Below are 16,786 nucleotides of genomic sequence, written 5' to 3' on the forward strand. Positions count from 1 at the left end.
CCGCCGGGCTCCGTGAACGGCGACGCTCAGCGCCGGGCGGTGCTCGCGCGCACGACGAGGGTCGCCGGCAACGTCTCGACGCTGCTCCCCTCGCCGTCGATGGCGGCGACGAGGGCGGTGACGGCAGCGGCGCCGAGTGCGTCGAAGTCCTGGCGGACGGTGGTCAGCGGCGGGCGGTAGTCGGCGGCATCCGCGACGTCGTCGAACCCGACGACACTGACCGCACCCGGCACGTCGCGGCCGGCGTCGGCGAGGGCCCGCAGCGCACCGAGCGCCATCTGGTCGTTGGCCGAGAACAGGGCGGTCGCGGCCGGGTCGAGGCCCGCTGCGGCGGCGTAACCGGATGCCGCGGTCCACTCGCCCCGAAGCACCTCGGGTTCGGGGGCACCGGCCGCGTGCAGCGCCTCGCGCCAGCCGCGCGCGCGCTCATCGGCGGCGAACGATCCGGCCGGACCGGCGAGGTGGTGCACGGTCGGGTGTCCGAGTTCGAGCAGGTGCGCCGTGGCGGCACGGGCCCCGCCGGCGTGGTCGGTCTGCACGACCGAGAACCGCGAGTCGGCAGGCGAATCGACGACGACGACCGCGAGCCCCGCCGGCACCGACGCACCGCGGGCACGGGCGGTGGCCTCGTTCAGCACGATCGCGCCGTCGACGCCCTGGTCATGCAGCCGTTCGAACGCGTCGGCGATGTCGTCCCCGGCCGCGGACGTGACGACGGTCAGGGTGTAGCCGCGGGTCGCGGCGGCATCGGCGATCGCCTGCAGCATGCGCGAATTGCCGACGGATGCCAGCGTCGACACGACGAGGCCGATGGCCTGGGTGCGGCCGGTGCGCAGGGCCCGGGCAGCGCGGTGCGGCCGGTAGCCGAGGTCGGTCATGGCCTGCTCGACGCGACGCCGGGTCTCGGGGTCGACGCGGGGCGATTCGTTGACGACGCGGCTGACGGTCTGGCCCGACACCCCGGCGGCGGCGGCGACGTCCGCCATCGACACGCGCTTCTGCATCCCGCACCTCCCTGAGCGTCCACCGCGTCGGTCGGCGCGGCTCCGAACTCCTGAGAATCCGTACGTGTTGACGATAACACGGTCTGCGAGTACCGTGTTGACGTGAACATTCCGGAGAACGCACCCGAAGCGACGCCCGCGACGGATGCCGCAGCCCCAACGGCCGTCACCCTCGGCGCCGGCGTCGTCAAGCGCCCCACGCGGCTGGCCGACGGCCGCGAGCTCATCTACTTCGACGACCCGAACACGACGCTCGGTGCCGAGCGCGGCGTCGATGCCCGCACGCTCGACCCCCGCCCCGCCACCGCGACGATGCGGCAGGACGTGCTCACCGGCGACTGGGTCTCGGTCGCCGCGGCGCGGCAGAACCGCGCGTTCCTGCCGCCTGCCGAGCTCGACCCGCTCGCCCCGCAGACCCCGACGAACCCGTCCGAGATCCCGTCGCTGTACGACGTCGCGGTCTTCGAGAACAAGTCGCCGTCGTTCGGCCCGGCCCTCGCCGAAGCCGACGGCATCCACCCCGCCGCGAGCGACGCGCCGCGCGGCCTCGACGACCTCGCGCACCTCGGCCTCGGACGCACCCGCACGAGCGTCGGCCGCTGCGAGGTCGTGTGCTTCTCACCCGAGCACGCCGGCTCCTTCGGCACCCAGTCGGTCACGCGTGCCCGCACCGTCATCGAGGCGTGGGCCGACCGCACCGCGGCGCTGTCGGCACTGCCCGGGATCGAGCAGGTGTTTCCGTTCGAGAACCGCGGCGAGGCGATCGGCGTGACCCTGCACCACCCGCACGGGCAGATCTACGCCTACCCCTACGTCACGCCGCGCACGCAGCGACTGCTCGACTCGGTCGACCGCACGGGCCCCGACCTGTTCCAGCGCATCCTCGAGTTCGAGCAGAACGGCCCCCGTGTCGTGCTCCAGGGCGAGCACTGGACCGCGTTCGTGCCGTTCGCCGCTCGCTGGCCGATCGAGGTGCACCTGCTCCCCCACCGCCACGTGCCCGATTTCGCGGGGCTGACGGATGCCGAGCGCGACGAGCTCGCGCCCCTCTACCTGCGGCTGCTGCGCGGCGTGGATGCCCTCTACGACACCCCCACGCCGTACATCGCCGCGTGGCATCAGGCACCCGTGCACGTCGGCCGCGACAGTGTGCGTCTGAATCTGCAGCTGACGAGCCCGCGCCGCGCGGCCGACAAGCTGAAGTTCCTCGCCGGATCCGAGGCGGCCATGGGCGCCTGGATCGGCGACGTTCCGCCCGAGACCGCCGCTGAGCGGATCCGCGCAGCCATCGAAGGAGTCACGCTGTGAGTGCAGCATCCGCCGCATCCGATCTGTTCGTCTCGCTCACCGGTGCCGCAGCCGCGGGCGCCTGGTCGGCGCCGGGGCGCGTGAACCTCATCGGCGAGCACACCGATTACAACGACGGGTTCGTGTTCCCGTTCGCGACGCCGCACCGCACGCACGTCGCGCTCGGCGAACGTGAGGACGGCCGCATCCGCGTCGTCTCGACGTTCGACGTCGAGCCGGTCGAGGTCGCCCTCGCCGACCTCGACGCGCTGTTCCCGGCCCGCCGCGACGAGATCGTCGAGTGGGCCCGCTATCCGCTGGGTGTCGCGTGGGCGCTGCTGCAGGCGACCGGCACCGATCCGGCATCCGTCACGGGCGTCGACCTCGCGTTCGCCTCCGACGTGCCGGTGGGCGCGGGGCTGTCGTCGTCGGCGGCGATCGAGGGCGCGACCGCGTCGGCGCTGAACGACACGTGGGGGCTTGAGCTCGACCGCGTCGCGCTCGCGCAGGCCGGGCGCCGCGCCGAGAACGAGGCCGTGGGCGCCCCGACCGGAATCATGGACCAGATGGCGTCGATGCTCGGCCGTGCGGATGCCGGCATCTTCCTCGACTGCCGATCGTTGGATGCCGTCGTCACAGACCTCGGCTTCGCCGCCGCGGGACTCGAGCTGCTGGTCATGGACACGCGCGTCAAGCACTCGCACGCCACCGGCGGCTACGGCGAGCGCCGTGCCGCGTGCGAGCGGGGCGCCGAGCTCATGGGCGTGCCCGCGCTGCGCGATCTCTCGGTCGATGACCTGGCGCGCGCCGCCGAGCTGATGGACGACGTCACCTTCCGCCGCGTCAAGCACGTCGTCACCGAGAACCAGCGCGTGCTCGATGCCGTGCGCACGCTGCGCGAGCAAGGCCCGCGGGCGATCGGCGGCCTGCTGGATGCCTCGCACACCTCGATGCGCGACGACTTCGAGATCTCGGTGCCCGAACTCGACCTCGCCGTTGAGACTGCGCGCGCCGCGGGTGCGATCGGCGCCCGCATGACCGGCGGCGGGTTCGGCGGCGCGGCGATCGCGCTCGTCGAGCGCGACGCCGTGACCGAGGTCTCGGTCGCCGTCGAGAACGCGTTCGACGAGGCCGGTTACTCCGCCCCGCACCTGTTCACCGTCGCCCCGTCGGCGGGCGCCGGCCGCGACTGAGAGCGCCGGCGGAGCTCCGTTTGCGCCGCGTGCCGGCGTGAACATCCGATGACGGCACTGTCAAGTCCTGGAAGCGGCCGCGCCGTCGCCGTAACGTCGAGTGCGGCACCGGCAAACCGGCCGTGCGCCCGAAAGGAGCATCCCGTGGCATACGTGACCGTCGCGACCGAGAACTCGGTCGACATCGACCTCTTCTACACCGATCAGGGATCGGGGCAGCCGGTCGTGCTCATCCACGGGTTCCCGCTGAACGGCGAGTCGTGGGGCAAGCAGCAGGCGGCCCTGCTGGATGCCGGCTATCGCGTCATCGCGTACGACCGCCGCGGGTTCGGGGCCTCGACGAAGGCCGGGTCGGGGTACGACTACGACACGTTCGCAGCCGACCTGCACGCACTGCTCGAAGAGCTCGATGTGACCGACGCGGTGCTCGTCGGCTTCTCGATGGGCACCGGCGAGATCGCCCGCTACCTCTCCCGGTACGGCTCGGCGCGCATCGCGAAGGCCGCGTTCCTCGGCTCGCTCGAGCCGTTCCTGCTCATCACCGACGACAACCCTGACGGCGCGGGCGACCAGGCCTTCTTCGACGGCACCGCCGCCGCCGTCCGCGATGACCGCTACGCGTTCTTGACGGGCTTCTTCCGCGACTTCTACAACCTCGACGACCTGCTCGGCGAGCGCATCTCGCAGGAGGCGGTCGACGCGAGCGTCGCCGTCGCGAACCACGCCGGCAACATCGCGATCGCAGCGGCGCCGCTCACCTGGCCGACCGACTTCCGCGCCGACATCCCCGAGATCACCGTGCCGGCGCTCATCGTGCACGGCACGGCCGACAACATCCTGCCGATCGACAAGACGGCGCGAAAGTTCAAAGACCTCCTCCCCGACGCCGTCTACGTCGAGATCGAAGGCGCCCCGCACGGCCTGCTGTGGACCCACGCCGCCGAGGTCAACGAAGCACTCCTCGCCTTCCTGCGCTCGTGAGCGGTCGCCGCGAGACGTCACGAATGTCACGTTCTGGGCGCGAAACCGTGACATTTGTGAAGTTTCGCGTGCTGGCGGGGCTGGTTGCGGCGGTCGTCGTGTGGGCGGAGGTGGATGCGTGGTGCACGGCGCGCGCCGACTATCCGGCGCAGCGGGTGGACGGGCCCGGCGACGACGTCGTGCTCGTGCTCGGGTACCCGTCGCGCCGCGACGGCCGGGCGGGGCTGCTGCAGCGGTGGCGCACCCGCATCGCCCGCCGCTCGGCACCGGCCGATCCGCTCTACGTCTTCACCGGGGGCGCCGTGCGCGGCGAGATTCCCGAGGCGGTCGTCATGGCCGCGTACGGTGAACGGCTGGGACTCACCCCCGACCGCATCGCCCGCGAGACCCGCGCCACGACCACGCGCGAGAACCTCGCGCTGTCAATGCCGTGGCTGCGCGACGCCCGCAGCATCCGCATCGCCTCCGACACCCACCACGCGCGCCGCGCACGCGGGTACTTGCGGGCGTCGGAACCGCACCTGTGGGCGCGGCTCGCGCCGACGGCCGACTTCCGCCCGCTCGAACTCGGGCCGTTCCGGCCGGTGCTGACGGTCTACAACCTGCTCGCCCGCCGCGTCGCGGATCGGCGCGATGCGGCGCGCGCAGTCACGCCGGCGTCGCGTGCGGCATCCGCTGCCGCATGACCGCGATCGCCTCGGAGCTGTGGTCGACGAGGATGCTGCGACGCCCGAGCGCCGAGGCCACCGCGCCGGTGGTGCCGCTGCCGGCGAACAGATCGACGACGAGGTCACCCGGGCGCGAGGATGCCTGCACGATGCGCCGCAGGATGCCCTCGGGTTTCTGGGTCGGGTAGCCGGTCTTCTCGCGCCCCGAGGTCGGCACGATCGTGTGCCACCACACGTCGGTCGGCAGCTTGCCGCGCGCCGCCTTCTCGGGCGTCACGAGACCGGGCGCCATGTACGGCTCGCGGTCGACGGCGTCGCTGTCGAACCAATACCCCTTGGGATCTTTCACGTACACGAGGATCGTGTCGTGCTTCGTGGGCCAGCGGCTGCGTGATTTGGCGCCGTAGTCGTACGCCCAGATCAGTTCGTTGAGAAAGCAGTCGCGGCCGAACACGGCATCCAGCATCACCTTCGCGTAGTGCGCCTCTCGGTAGTCGAGGTGCAGGTACAGCGTGCCGTCGTCGGCGAGCAGCCGCCACGCCTCGCGCAGCCGCGGCTCGAGGAAGTCCCAGTAGTCGTCGAACCGGTCGTCGTAGGTGCGCAGCGCACCGCGCGTGCGGGCGTACGCCGTGCCGCGGAACCCGCCCTTCACGGGGCGCGCCCGATCCGACGGTGCCGAACTCCTGAGTTCTTGCACCGGACCACCCGAAACCGCCGCTTCGGACGCCTCCCGTGACAGAAACTCAGGAGTTCGGACGGCGGACTCGATGGCACGACCCTGCGGGCGACCGGTGTTGAACGGCGGGTCGAGGTAGACGAGGGTCGCGCAGCCGGCGGGCAGCGTGCGGGCGATCTCGAGGTTGTCGCCCTGGTGGATCTCAACACTCGCCGGCGCGGGCGGGACGGGCGAAACCTGCCCGGTCACGGAACCCGGTGCAGCCACGCGTCGGTGGAGAACTTCGCGTCGACGAGGGCCTGGGCCTCGGCGTACTCGTCGTCGCTGATGGTGCCGGGTTCAGCGCCGTAGAGGGTCGAGAAGGTCTCGATGAACCGTTCGATGATCTGCTCGCGGGGCAGGCCCGTCTGACTGCGCAGTGGGTCGACCCGCTTTGCGGCAGAGGTGGTGCCCTTGTCGCTGAGCTTCTCGCGGCCGATGCGCAGCACCTCGGTCATGACCTGACCGTCCATGTCGTAGCTGAGGGTGGCGTGATGCAGGATGCCGCCGTTCGCGAGCCGCTTCTGTGCGGCGCCGCCGATCTTGCCGTGGGCGGAGGCGATGTCGTTGAGCGGCTGGTAGACGGCGTCGATGCCGAGCGAGCGCAGCGCCTGCAGCACCCAGTCATCGAGGAACGCGTACGAGTCCGCGAAGGTCATGCCGGCGACCAGTGAGCCCGGCACGTAGAGCGAGTAGGTGACGATCGAGCCGGCGGCCATGAGCATGGCGCCGCCGCCCGAAATGCGGCGCACGACGTCGAAGCCATGCCGGGCGGCACCGTCGGGGTCGACCTCGTTGCGATACGACTGGAACGAGCCGATGACGACGGCGGACTCGTCCCATTCCCAGATGCGCAGTGTCGGCTTGCGGCGGCCGTCGCCGACGCGGGTGGTGAGCACTTCGTCGAGCGCGAGGTTCATGCGCGGCGAGACGGCCTTCTCGTGCAGCACCTCCCACTCGAAGTCGCTCCAGCCGGGGGCGGTGACGAGTGCGCGGCGCACGGCGGTGCCGACCGACTCGGGCGTGAAGCCGAGCAGTTGTGCGCCTTCGGGCAGCGCGCCGCGGACGGCTGCGGCGATCGCGGCGACGTCGGAGGTCACCGGCATCCCGTTGACGGCGGCGTCGATGTCGAGGAGGGCGTCGTCGGGCTCGAGAAAGAAGTCACCCGCGAGGTGGAATTCGGCGATCTTGCCGTCGCGTTCTTCGAGGTCGACAACGACGAGCTTTCCGCCCGGAACCTTGTACTCACCGTGCATGGTTCCAGCCTAGGCTTCAGGGGCGTGAGGGGATGCGGGCATCGAGCCACGCGAGCAGGTCTGCCCGCACTTCGGCCTGCGAGACGTCGTTGAAGATCTCGTGGCGGATGTCGGGGTAGACGTACGTGGTCACATCGGTCAGCCGCGAGCGGTCGCGGTAGGCGGCGGCGAGCTTGTGTACGCTGCGGGGTCCGCCGACGGAGTCGTCGCGGCCGACCATGAGCAGCACCGGCACGTCGCGGCCGAGGTCTTTGCGCGGGCGGCCGTAGAGGCGCGCGGCGTCGATCGGCCCGAACAGCTGCAGCAGCGGGGTCGAGGTCGTGAGCGGGTCGTCGAGGAACGCGCGCCCGACCTCGAGGTCGCTCGCCAGCCATTCGGTGCCCATGGCGTCGGGTGCCTTCCAACGGGCGTTGAGGTCGCCTGCGTTGAGAGACCCGGGCCAGCGCAGCGCAGAGCCGGAGAGCACGACGGCGTCGTAGGCGTCGGGGTGGTCGTTGAGCAGCATCTGCGACAGGAAGGATCCCCACGAGTGCCCGATGAGCACGAGCGGAAGGTCTGGATGCTGCTGCCTGATGAGCCGCGTGAACTGCCAGCAGGCCTCGAGGGTGGCGGGGATGCCGCCGGGCCCGAGTCGTCCGAGTCGGGTGGCGTCGTCGTCGTGCTGTCCCATGCCGGTGCGGCCGTGGCCGCGGTGGTCGTCGGCGTAGACGTGGAATCCGGCGGCGCTGAGGGCCTCGCCGAGGGCGGCGTAGCGGCCGGCGTGCTCGCCGACGCCGTGCAGCAGCTGCACCGCGCCGCGCGGGGTGCCCTGCGCGGGGTAGACGTCGTAGACGATCTCGATGCCGTGGGCGTCGATGTAGCTGTGCTCGCCGGCGGTGACTGCGCTGTCGGGGGTCGAGGGCATGCGCTGAGTCTAAGGCCGCCGCTTTCTTTAGCATGACTAATGAGCTATGCTAAGTATTCGCATGAAGACCGCCGCATCCTCCCCCGCAACACCGCTCTCCCCCACCGACGACGCGCGCGCTGCCGCCGACCTGCGCATGGCCACCTTCCGCCTGGCCCGCCGCCTGCGCTCGCAGCGCGCGGTCGACACGATGAGCGACGGCCAGTTCGCCGTGCTCGCCGCGCTCAAGATCCACGGCCCCCACACCCTGGGCGAACTCGCCGATCGGGAGCGCGTCTCCGCGCCGTCGATGAACCGCACGGTCAACTGCCTCGAAGAGAGCGGCTACCTCTCTCGCACCCCCGACGAAGACGACCGCCGCAAGGTCAACATCGACCTCACGGATGCCGGCCGCGACGTCGTCGAAGAAACGGTGCGCCGCCGGGACTCCTGGCTCGAACACGCGCTGGCAGAACTCACCGACGAGCAGCGGGCGACCTTGGCATCCGCCGCCGAGATCATGACGGGGGTGGCCGCCCGATGAAGAACATGTTCCGCTCGTTCGCGTCGTTCAACTACCGCGTCTGGTTCATCGGCGCGCTCGTCTCCAACGTCGGTGCCTGGATGCAGGCGACCGCGCTCAGCTGGGTGGTGCTGACCGAGCTGACCGACAACGACGCGGGCGCGATGGGCATCACGATGGCGCTGCAGTTCGCGCCGCCGCTGCTGCTCGTCGGCGTCACGGGCTGGGTCGCCGACCGTTTCGAACGACGCAAGCTGCTCATGGTGACCCAGTCGGCGCTGCTGCTGCTGGGCGCCGCGATCGGGGTGCTGCTGCTCGCGGGCGTCATGACGCTGCCGCTCATGTACACGTTCGCGCTCGTACTCGGCGTGATCGCCGCGTTCGACAATCCGGCCCGGCAGGCCTTCGTCAGCGACCTCGTCGCGCGTGACTTCGCGTCGAACGCCGTCGCGCTCAACGCCGCGTCGTTCAACGGCGCCCGCATGATCGGCCCCGCCGTCGCGGGCCTCGTGATCGTCGCGGTCGGCACGGGTTGGGTGTTCCTGCTGAACGCGATCACCTTCCTCGCGATGATCGTGGCGCTCGGGCTCATCCGCACCGACGAGCTCATCCCCCGCGCGAAGGCAACGGGCGCATCACGCCTGGCCGACGGCTTCCGCTACGTCGCCGGCCGCTCCGACCTCGTCGTGACCTTCGTCATGGTGTTCCTCCTCGGCGCCTTCGGCATGAACTTTCCGATCTTCGCCTCGACGATGGCGCTGGAGTTCGGCCAGGAGGCCGACGGCTACGGCCTGCTGAGCTCGATCCTCGCGGTCGGTTCGCTCGCCGGCGCCCTGATGGCCGCCCGCCGCGATCGCGCCCGCATCCGCATGGTGATCGTGGGCACCGGCATGTTCGGCGCCGCGGCCCTCGTCTCGGCGTTCATGCCGAGCTACTGGCTGTACGCGCTCACGCTCATGTTCACGGGCTTCGCGGTGGTCACAACGCTCACGACCGCCAACGGCTACGTGCAGACGACGACCGACCCGCCGCTGCGCGGTCGCGTGCTCGCGCTGTACATGGCGATCCTGCTGGGCGGCACGCCGATCGGCGCACCGATCGTCGGCTGGGTCGCGGATGCCTTCGGGCCGCGCGCGGCGATCCTGCTCGGCGCGGGCTCGGCGTTCCTGGCCTTCGCGGTCGGCCTCACGTGGCTCATCGTGTCGGGGCGGCTGCACCGCCACCAGTCGCGCCGGTTCCGCCTCTCGCTCGACGAGACGCGGCCGATCGCGGTGGCGGCACCCGAAGAGTTCAGCGACCAGATCGCGCAGACCACGCCGATCCGGCTGCCGGACACTCCCCGCGCCACGCGCTGACTCAGGCCCCGCCGCGCAGGTCGCGGCGCCGGTACGCGACGAGGGCGAGGGCGGCGATGACCGCGGCGATGCCGGTGAGCACGACGATCGCGACAGCCGACACCTCCCCTCCGGGGTACCGGCCGATGTGCGCGAACGGCGACAGGTTCTCGACCCACTCGGGCACGTCGAGCATCTGCCCGAAGAAGCCCATGAAGAACGAGAACCCGAACAGGATCCACGCGAGCCCGAGCCAGCGCGGCGCGGCGCCGTAGAGCAGACCTGCGACGGCGAGCACCACCCACGCCGCGGGCGCGTGCACCGTGTGCCCCCACACCACCTGCCAGAACAGGTCGCCGCTGCCGGTCGACAGCACCACGCCGAGCGCCTCACCAAAGCCGCCCGCCAGCAGCAGGACGACGATGCCGAGGGCTGCGACGCCGAGCCACGATCCGAGCCACCCCGGCCGCGACACGGCCGCGGCGAGCACGGGTTCGCTGCGGCCGTCGTCCTCCTCCGAGCGCAGACCTTGCACCGACAGGATCGCGAAGATCGCCGTGATCATGCCGATCAGCAGCCCCATCATGCCGAGGTAGCCGGTGAGCATGTCGTCCTCGCCGCCGAACAGCGCGAGCACGGCTGGTGGCGCGTCGGAGAACCCGTCGATCATCGCCTGCGTGAACGACCCGTACACGAGCCCCATCGCGAGCATGGATGCCGTCCACCCGATGATCGCGGCGCGCTGCAACCGGAACGCGAGCGCAAACGAAGATGCCAACCAGGCAGCTGCATGCGGCGACCCGCGGCGCGGCGGCACGAGCCCGGCGGCCAGGTCCCGGCGGTCCGCGAGCGCGAAGCCGATGACCGCGAACACGACGAAGCACGCGATCGACAGCAGCAGCGGCATCCAGTCGTCCGCGCCGAACGGCACGACCTTCTGCGACCAGCCGAGCGGGCTCAGCCACGACAGCCATGCGGCGTCGGTGTCTTGCGCCTGCGCCATGTCGCCGAGCCCGCGGACGACGAATGCAGCGCCGAGCACCACACCCGCGATGCTCGATGCGGTGCGCGAGAACGCCGTGAGCTGCACGCAGGCCGCGGTGATGCCGGCGAACGCGAGCCCCGCAGCGCCCACGGCGGCGCCGAGCGCGAACGACCCTGCCGGGTCGAAGCCGAGACCGACCAGCATCGCCCCCATGAGCACCGCGATGACGATGTTCATGAGTGCGGCGACGGTGAGCGCGGCGCTCAGGGGCGCGTGGCGGCCGACGACGCTCGCCCGCACGAGTTCGGCGCGGCCCGACTGCTCTTCGACGCGGGTGTGACGGGCGATCGTGAGGATGCTCATGATCGCGGCGCCGATCATGAGGTACAGGCCGTAGGTGCCCGCCAAGAACAGCCCGAGCGACAGGTCGTAGCCCGCGAAGCCGGGACCCATGAGCAGCGCCGCGGCCGGGTTGCTGCTGAGCACCGCGAACGCCTCGAGGTCGGAGGCCTCGGGAAAGACGATCGGCAGCACGGTGGAGAAGTACGCCAGCAGCATCGTGAGGCCGAGCGTCCACGACGGGAACCGGATGCGGTCGCGCCGCAGCATGAACCGCAGCATGTTGCCGTAGCCGGTGAGTGCACCGCCGGGGCGGGATGCCGCGGGCTGAGCGCTCCGCCGTACCCGGGTGTCGACGGCGGTCATCGCGCACCGTCCAGCGCCGCACCGTCCAACGCCGCACTGGCGCGGTGCTCGGCGAGCTCATCGCCGTAGTGGCGCAGCAGCAGCTGCTCGAGGGTCGGCGGGGTCGCCGTCAGGCCTGAGACGCCGAGCGCTGCGAGGTCGCGCACGACGGCGGGCAGCGCCTCGCCGTCGACCTCGAACCGCACCTGGTCGCCCTCGCTGCGCACGTCGTGCACGCCCGGCAGGTTCGCCAGCGCGTCGGCGGGACGGTCGGTGAGCACCGTGAAGCTCGTGCGGGTGAGGTGACGCATCTCCCGCAGACTCCCGGTTTCGACCACGACGCCCTGCCGGATGATCGAGATGCGGTCGGCGAGCACCTCGACCTGCGCGAGGATGTGGCTCGACAGCAGCACGGTGCGCCCGGCATCCACCGCTTCGCGGATGCAGGCCTGGAACACGGCCTCCATGAGCGGGTCGAGCCCGGCGGTCGGCTCGTCGAGCAGCAGCAGGTCGACGTCGCTGGCGAGCGCGGCGATGAGCGCGACCTTCTGCCGGTTGCCCTTCGAGTAGGTGCGGCCCTTCTTGCGCGGATCGAGGTCGAACCGGTCGACGAGCTCGTCGCGGCGGGCGCGGTCGATGCCGCCGCGCAGCCGACCGAGCAGGTCGATCGCCTCGCCGCCGGTGAGGTTCGGCCACAGTTCGACGTCGCCGGGCACGTAGGCGAGGCGCCGGTGCAGCGCCACGGCGTCGGTCCACGGGTCGTCGCCGAAGATGCGGACGGTGCCGCCGTCGGCGCGCAGCAGGCCGAGCAGGATGCGGATCGTGGTGGACTTGCCGGCGCCGTTCGGGCCGAGGAAGCCGTGGACTTCGCCGCGGTCGACGACGAGGTCGAGGCCGTCGAGCGCGACGACGGAGCCGAAGTGTTTGCGGAGCCCTGCGATCTCGATGGCGGGCGCATCGGTGCCGGTGCGAGCGGCGCGGCGGGTGGTGGGTGCGGTGGACATGGTGTTCTCCTTCAGTCGGTGGTGGATGCGGTGGCGGCGGCATCCATCGGCGGATCGGAGATGTACTGCAGGTACTTGTCGAGCATCGAGTGGTCGGTGAGCAGACCCTCGGTGTACAGCTCGAGGCCCGCGAGGCCGAGGCGCTGCAGCGCGGCATCCCAGAACGCTTCGCTGTCGACGGCGTCGGAGTCGGGAGCGTAGAGCACTTCGAGCAGCAGGTTGCCGAGCGTCGCACCGACGAGGAACCGGATGCGGTTCCGTTCGTCGCGACTGGGGACGATCAGGCCGGATGCGACGCCTTCGGCCATATAGGCCAGGGCGTCGTCGGTCATGTGGTCGACGAACGCGCGGGCGGTGTCGCCGCCGGCCTGGAACGAGCGCAGCACGTACAGGATCATGGGCCGGTACTCGGCGGCGCGGGCCATCTGTGTGAGCAGCGCGCCGGGCGGATTGGCGCCGCCGACGACGGCGCTCTTGTTCTCGCGGATGATCTCGAACACGTGCGCGTCGCACGCGGCGTGCAGGCCGTCCTTGGATCCGAAGATCTTGATGATCGCGGGCGCGGTCACCCCGGCATCCGCCGCGATCGCCCGCAGGTTCGCGTCGAACCCGTCGCGCCCGAACCGCGCGATCGCCGCTCGCCGGATGCGCGCCCGCGTCGTCAGATCGGCCTCGGTCGCCCGGTGTCGCCGCGTCCCTCCCCATGGTGAACTCATGTTCACCACGGTAATCACGTGTTCACCGCGCGCGCAAGGGGGCGCCCTGCTCGACAGGCGGCGCCACCTACCGCTCGTCGAGCTGCGGCTCCACCACTCGCGTCCGGCCGGCGATCGCGGCATTCACCTTCGCGTGCTCGTTGATCGCTGTGACGATGAACGCGACGGGCAGGAAGGTTCCCGCGACGGCCAGACCCCCGATGTGCCCGTTCATCAGCATGATGAGGACGGCCCCGAGCACGCACAGTCCCTCGATGATCCAGGCGGCGATCGTCAGCTTCCGCAGGGTCCGGATCGGCTTGAGGTCGGCATCCACCTGCACACTGTTCGTCATGCCCGCATCGTACTGAACCCGACTGTTCCTGCTCGACTCGGCGTCGTACCCTGCTGTGATGGGTGATCGACAAGCAGTTCGGCTCACCCTCGCCGCCACGCTGGTGGTCGCCGCTCTGACGGGTTGCGCATCTCCCTCCTCTCCGGCGACCCCGACAGGCAGCACATCCGATGCAGCCGAATGCGGCACGTTCGCGTTCATGACGTGGGAACCTGGTGGCGGTGAAGCGTCACGGCGTGAGGTGCTGGAGGGAATGCTTCGCGGACACGAGCGTCTCCGCGAATCGCCCGGACCTGCCGACGAGCGCTCAACGCCGGAAGATGTGATCCTGACGATCGAAGCCGCCTTGAACTCGCTGCCCCGGGTAGAGGCGAACGCATCCCCGACCAGCCTCGTGGTCGTGCCCGCCGTGAGCGACGACGGCGTACAGCTCGGCCAATTCGTCATCGACTGGGATGGCGAGAGTTACATCATCACCGAGTACTCGATCGACCACGTTGCCGGGGAGCCGTGCGCGGCGTCCTAGCCAGACCTGCTCGCGTCAGCCCGCGGTGCTGGCGCGGACGACGAGCTCGGGACGGAAGTGCACCTGCCGGGCGGGAGCATCCGGGGCGTCGAGGGTCTCGAAGAGCAGTTCGACGGCGGTCGAGCCGATCTCGCGCGCGGGCTGGCGGATCGAGCTGAGCGGCACGACGGTGGCGGCGGCGAACGCGATGTCGTCGTAACCGATGAGCGCGATGTCGTCGGGCACGCGCACACTCGACAGGATCGACAGGCCCTGCAGCGCACCGACGGCGAGCAGATCGTTGGCGCAGAAGACGCCGTCGGGTCGGTCTGCGGCATCCCGTCGTGCGAGCGCTTCGCCGGCTTCGCGCCCCTGCAGCACGTCGAGCGCCGTCGATTCGAGCACTTCGAGCGTCGCGTCTGAGAATTCTGAGACGGCGCGGCGGGCACCATCCAGACGGTCGGCGACCTGCCGGATCGACAGCGGGCCCGCGACGTAAGCGATGCGCCGCCGCCCGAGGGAGAGCAGGTGCGAGACGGCAAGATAGCCGCCCTCGACGTCGTCGACCGACACCGACGGGGTCTGCCCGTCTTCGGCGTCGACGAGCACGACGGGCACGCCGGCGGCGCGGAGTCGCTGGATGCGGTCGGGGTCGAGCTGGTTGGGCGTGAGGAGCACGCCATTGACGCGCTGCTCGCGGAACAGGTCGAGGTAGGCCTGCTCGCGATCGGCGTCCTGGTCGCTGTTGCCGAGCAGCACCGAGATGCCCTGCGCGGCCGCGCGTTCTTCGGCACCGCGGGCGACCTCGGCGAAGAACGGGTTGCCGACGTCGAGCACGACCAGTCCGAGGCTGCGGCTGCGTCCGGCGCGCAGTTGACGGGCGGCGTCGTTGCGCACGAAACCGAGTTCGGCGATCGCCGCCTGCACGCGCTCGACGGTGGCCGGGGCGACCTTGTCGGGGTGGTTGAGCACGTTCGAGACCGTGCCCACCGAGACGGATGCCGCCTGTGCGACGTCTCGAACGCTGACCGCCATCGGTCCCCCTTGTTGGTTGTTGACGCGAGCCTATCGGAGGGTCTAAAGTTTGAAACGATTCATTGAATCGTTGAACAGATGGCCCCTTGAACGATCCCCTCGAACCCGCGATCGGTCCCACGAAGGAGTGCGACATGACCACCCGCGTCTGCTTCCAGCTGCAGATCCACCCCGACCTGCTCGACGAGTACATCGCCCGTCACTCCCCGGTCTGGCCCGAGATGCTCGCCGAGATCGCCGCGGCCGGGCGTCGCAACTACTCGCTGTTCCTCGGCGACGGCGGCCGGCTCATCGGCTACTACGAGACCGACGACGACGAGGCCGCCCAGCGCTACCTGGCCGCGTCCGACGTCGCCGCCCGCTGGGAGGCCGAGATGGCCCGCTTCTTCGTCGGCCTCGAAGGCCGCCCCGACCAGGCCGCCACCCCCCTCACCGAAGTCTTCAACCTGTACGACCAACTGGCGGCATCCAGCGCCGCCGGCCCGACCACCACCCCTGAAAGCGACGCATCGTGAGCATCCTCTCCCCCCAGATCCAAGACCAGCTCGCCGGGCAGGGCATCGAGCTGCCCAGTTGGGCTTTCGGCAACTCGGGCACGCGCTTCCGCGTGTGGACGACCGAGGGCACCCCGCGCGACCCGTTCGAGAAGATCGCCGATGCCGCGAAGGTCCACGAGCTGACCGGTCTCGCCCCGTCGGTGGCGCTGCACATTCCGTGGGACAAGGTCGACTCGTACGACGACCTGCGCCGTCACGCCGAAGACCTCGGCGTGAAGCTCGGCACGATCAACTCGAACACCTTCCAGGACGAGGACTACAAGTTCGGCGCCCTCACGCACGAAGACGACCGCATCCGCCGCAAGGCCATCGACCACCACCTCGAGTGCGTCGACGTGATGGATGCCACGGGCTCCCGCGACCTGAAGATCTGGCTCGCCGAGGGATCGAACTACCCGGGCCAGACCGACATGCGCGCCCGTCAGGACCGCCTCAACGACTCGCTCCGCGAGATCTACGCGCGTCTGACCGGCGACCAGCGCCTCGTGCTCGAGTACAAGTTCTTCGAGCCGTCGTTCTACCACACCGACGTTCCCGACTGGGGCACCTCGTACGCACAGGTGGCGACCCTCGGCGACCGCGCGATGGTGTGCCTCGACACCGGGCACCACGCCCCCGGCACGAACATCGAGTTCATCGTGATGCAGCTGCTGCGCCTCGGAAAGCTCGGATCGTTCGACTTCAACTCGCGCTTCTACGCCGACGACGACTTGATCGTGGGCGCCGCCGACCCGTTCCAGCTGTTCCGCATCCTGTTCGAGGTCGTCCGCGGCGGCGGACTGAACAACCCCGACGTGGCGTTCATGCTCGACCAGTGCCACAACATCGAGGCGAAGATCCCGGGCCAGATCCGCTCGGTGCTCAACGTGCAGGAGATGACGGCACGCGCTCTGCTCGTCGACCGTGACGCCCTCGCCGCCGCGCAGTCGGCGAACGACGTGCTCGGCGCGCAGGCCGTGTTCATGGATGCCTTCTACACCGACGTGCGCCCCGCCCTTGCCGAGTGGCGCGCCTCGCGCGGCCTGCCCGAAGACCCGATGGCCGCCTACGCGGCATCGGGCCACCAACAGCAGCTCGAAGCCGACCGCGTGGGCGGCACCCAGGCCGGCTGGGGCGCCTGAA

General features: G+C 70.5%; 18 protein-coding genes. 9 read left to right on the top strand and 9 right to left on the bottom strand.

Annotation, left to right across the window (positions count from 1 at the left end; all coding sequences use genetic code 11):
• Positions 1-26 precede the first annotated feature (26 nt).
• Entirely contained in the window at positions 27-986 is a 960-nt protein-coding gene (locus tag ACSF8R_RS06130; protein ID WP_434811142.1) for a LacI family DNA-binding transcriptional regulator, read from the bottom strand.
• A 222-nt stretch (positions 987-1,208) separates the two neighbouring features.
• Between ACSF8R_RS06130 and galT the strand changes: the two genes are divergently transcribed.
• From galT to ACSF8R_RS06150, 4 genes are all read left to right on the top strand, one after another.
• On the top strand, positions 1,209-2,312 hold the full coding sequence (gene galT / locus ACSF8R_RS06135; protein ID WP_434811143.1) for a galactose-1-phosphate uridylyltransferase: 1,104 nt from the start codon (positions 1,209-1,211) through the stop codon (positions 2,310-2,312).
• Positions 2,309-3,484, top strand: coding sequence for a galactokinase (galK, locus tag ACSF8R_RS06140; protein WP_434810971.1), 1,176 nt, complete (start codon positions 2,309-2,311; stop codon positions 3,482-3,484). Before galT ends, galK begins: the two co-directional genes overlap by 4 nt.
• Before the next feature lie 144 nt (positions 3,485-3,628).
• A complete protein-coding gene (locus tag ACSF8R_RS06145; RefSeq protein ID WP_434810973.1) occupies positions 3,629-4,465 on the top strand; it encodes an alpha/beta fold hydrolase in 837 nt (278 codons plus the stop codon).
• Between the two features lie 47 nt (positions 4,466-4,512).
• Positions 4,513-5,151, top strand: a complete 639-nt coding sequence (locus ACSF8R_RS06150) for a YdcF family protein (protein WP_434810974.1) — start codon at positions 4,513-4,515, stop codon at positions 5,149-5,151.
• Here ACSF8R_RS06150 and ACSF8R_RS06155 read toward each other — a convergent pair.
• From ACSF8R_RS06155 to ACSF8R_RS06165, 3 genes are read right to left on the bottom strand one after another with little or no spacing between them, the layout of a single operon-like run.
• The gene (locus ACSF8R_RS06155) at positions 5,114-6,058 is read right to left on the bottom strand and encodes a DNA-methyltransferase (RefSeq protein WP_434810975.1); all 945 of its coding nucleotides are present in this window, start codon (positions 6,056-6,058) and stop codon (positions 5,114-5,116) included. The genes ACSF8R_RS06150 and ACSF8R_RS06155 overlap by 38 nt on opposite strands.
• Positions 6,055-7,104 (bottom strand): lipoate--protein ligase family protein, encoded by a 1,050-nt coding sequence (locus ACSF8R_RS06160; RefSeq protein WP_434810976.1) that lies wholly within the window; start codon positions 7,102-7,104, stop codon positions 6,055-6,057. Before ACSF8R_RS06160 ends, ACSF8R_RS06155 begins: the two co-directional genes overlap by 4 nt.
• Before the next feature lie 16 nt (positions 7,105-7,120).
• Positions 7,121-8,008, bottom strand: coding sequence for an alpha/beta hydrolase (locus ACSF8R_RS06165; RefSeq protein WP_434810977.1), 888 nt, complete (start codon positions 8,006-8,008; stop codon positions 7,121-7,123).
• Between the two features lie 61 nt (positions 8,009-8,069).
• Here ACSF8R_RS06165 and ACSF8R_RS06170 point away from each other — a divergent pair, with 61 nt between their 5' ends.
• Positions 8,070-8,531 carry a MarR family winged helix-turn-helix transcriptional regulator gene (locus ACSF8R_RS06170; RefSeq protein ID WP_434810978.1) on the top strand — a complete coding sequence of 154 codons (462 nt, stop codon included), beginning with the start codon at positions 8,070-8,072 and terminating at the stop codon, positions 8,529-8,531.
• A 5-nt stretch (positions 8,532-8,536) separates the two neighbouring features.
• Entirely contained in the window at positions 8,537-9,865 is a 1,329-nt protein-coding gene (locus tag ACSF8R_RS06175) for an MFS transporter (RefSeq protein WP_434811144.1), read from the top strand.
• 1 nt (position 9,866) lies between these two features.
• Here ACSF8R_RS06175 and ACSF8R_RS06180 read toward each other — a convergent pair whose 3' ends face one another.
• The 4 genes from ACSF8R_RS06180 to ACSF8R_RS06195 all read right to left on the bottom strand — a co-directional run bounded on the left by ACSF8R_RS06180 (position 9,867) and on the right by ACSF8R_RS06195 (position 13,567).
• Entirely contained in the window at positions 9,867-11,534 is a 1,668-nt protein-coding gene (locus ACSF8R_RS06180; RefSeq protein ID WP_434810979.1) for an ABC transporter permease, read from the bottom strand.
• Positions 11,531-12,517 (bottom strand): ATP-binding cassette domain-containing protein, encoded by a 987-nt coding sequence (locus ACSF8R_RS06185; RefSeq protein WP_434810980.1) that lies wholly within the window; start codon positions 12,515-12,517, stop codon positions 11,531-11,533. Before ACSF8R_RS06185 ends, ACSF8R_RS06180 begins: the two co-directional genes overlap by 4 nt.
• A gap of 11 nt (positions 12,518-12,528) precedes the next feature.
• On the bottom strand, positions 12,529-13,233 hold the full coding sequence (locus ACSF8R_RS06190) for a TetR family transcriptional regulator (RefSeq protein WP_434810981.1): 705 nt from the start codon (positions 13,231-13,233) through the stop codon (positions 12,529-12,531).
• A gap of 67 nt (positions 13,234-13,300) precedes the next feature.
• A complete protein-coding gene (locus tag ACSF8R_RS06195) occupies positions 13,301-13,567 on the bottom strand; it encodes a hypothetical protein (protein WP_434810982.1) in 267 nt (88 codons plus the stop codon).
• 199 nt (positions 13,568-13,766) lie between these two features.
• On the opposite strand from ACSF8R_RS06195, the gene ACSF8R_RS06200 reads away from it, so the two are divergent.
• Entirely contained in the window at positions 13,767-14,093 is a 327-nt protein-coding gene (locus tag ACSF8R_RS06200; protein ID WP_434810983.1) for a hypothetical protein, read from the top strand.
• Positions 14,094-14,108: 15 nt separating this feature from the next.
• On the opposite strand, the gene ACSF8R_RS06205 is transcribed toward ACSF8R_RS06200, so the two are convergent.
• Complete coding sequence (locus tag ACSF8R_RS06205) at positions 14,109-15,107, bottom strand: LacI family DNA-binding transcriptional regulator (RefSeq protein ID WP_434810984.1); 999 nt, start codon at positions 15,105-15,107, stop codon at positions 14,109-14,111.
• A gap of 134 nt (positions 15,108-15,241) precedes the next feature.
• On the opposite strand from ACSF8R_RS06205, the gene ACSF8R_RS06210 reads away from it, so the two are divergent.
• Positions 15,242-15,622 (top strand): L-rhamnose mutarotase, encoded by a 381-nt coding sequence (locus tag ACSF8R_RS06210; protein WP_434810985.1) that lies wholly within the window; start codon positions 15,242-15,244, stop codon positions 15,620-15,622.
• A complete protein-coding gene (gene rhaI / locus ACSF8R_RS06215) occupies positions 15,619-16,785 on the top strand; it encodes an L-rhamnose isomerase (protein WP_434810986.1) in 1,167 nt (388 codons plus the stop codon). The genes ACSF8R_RS06210 and rhaI overlap by 4 nt, the downstream gene beginning before the upstream one ends.
• Position 16,786: the final 1 nt, after the last annotated feature.

The sequence above is a fragment of the Microbacterium sp. bgisy189 genome, from assembly GCF_965345345.1.
Taxonomy (GTDB): Bacteria; Actinomycetota; Actinomycetes; order Actinomycetales; family Microbacteriaceae; genus Microbacterium.

Coding starts and splice junctions, on each gene's coding strand:
- ACSF8R_RS06210 (WP_434810985.1), top strand. CDS start 15,242: ATGACCACCCGCGTCTGCTTCCAGCTGCAGATCCACCCCGACCTGCTC.
- ACSF8R_RS06200 (WP_434810983.1), top strand. CDS start 13,767: ATGACGTGGGAACCTGGTGGCGGTGAAGCGTCACGGCGTGAGGTGCTG.
- ACSF8R_RS06170 (WP_434810978.1), top strand. CDS start 8,070: ATGAAGACCGCCGCATCCTCCCCCGCAACACCGCTCTCCCCCACCGAC.
- ACSF8R_RS06180 (WP_434810979.1), bottom strand. CDS start 11,534: ATGACCGCCGTCGACACCCGGGTACGGCGGAGCGCTCAGCCCGCGGCA.
- ACSF8R_RS06165 (WP_434810977.1), bottom strand. CDS start 8,008: ATGCCCTCGACCCCCGACAGCGCAGTCACCGCCGGCGAGCACAGCTAC.
- ACSF8R_RS06205 (WP_434810984.1), bottom strand. CDS start 15,107: ATGGCGGTCAGCGTTCGAGACGTCGCACAGGCGGCATCCGTCTCGGTG.
- ACSF8R_RS06190 (WP_434810981.1), bottom strand. CDS start 13,233: ATGAGTTCACCATGGGGAGGGACGCGGCGACACCGGGCGACCGAGGCC.
- ACSF8R_RS06185 (WP_434810980.1), bottom strand. CDS start 12,517: ATGTCCACCGCACCCACCACCCGCCGCGCCGCTCGCACCGGCACCGAT.
- ACSF8R_RS06160 (WP_434810976.1), bottom strand. CDS start 7,104: ATGCACGGTGAGTACAAGGTTCCGGGCGGAAAGCTCGTCGTTGTCGAC.
- ACSF8R_RS06175 (WP_434811144.1), top strand. CDS start 8,537: ATGTTCCGCTCGTTCGCGTCGTTCAACTACCGCGTCTGGTTCATCGGC.
- ACSF8R_RS06130 (WP_434811142.1), bottom strand. CDS start 986: ATGGCGGACGTCGCCGCCGCCGCCGGGGTGTCGGGCCAGACCGTCAGC.
- ACSF8R_RS06195 (WP_434810982.1), bottom strand. CDS start 13,567: ATGACGAACAGTGTGCAGGTGGATGCCGACCTCAAGCCGATCCGGACC.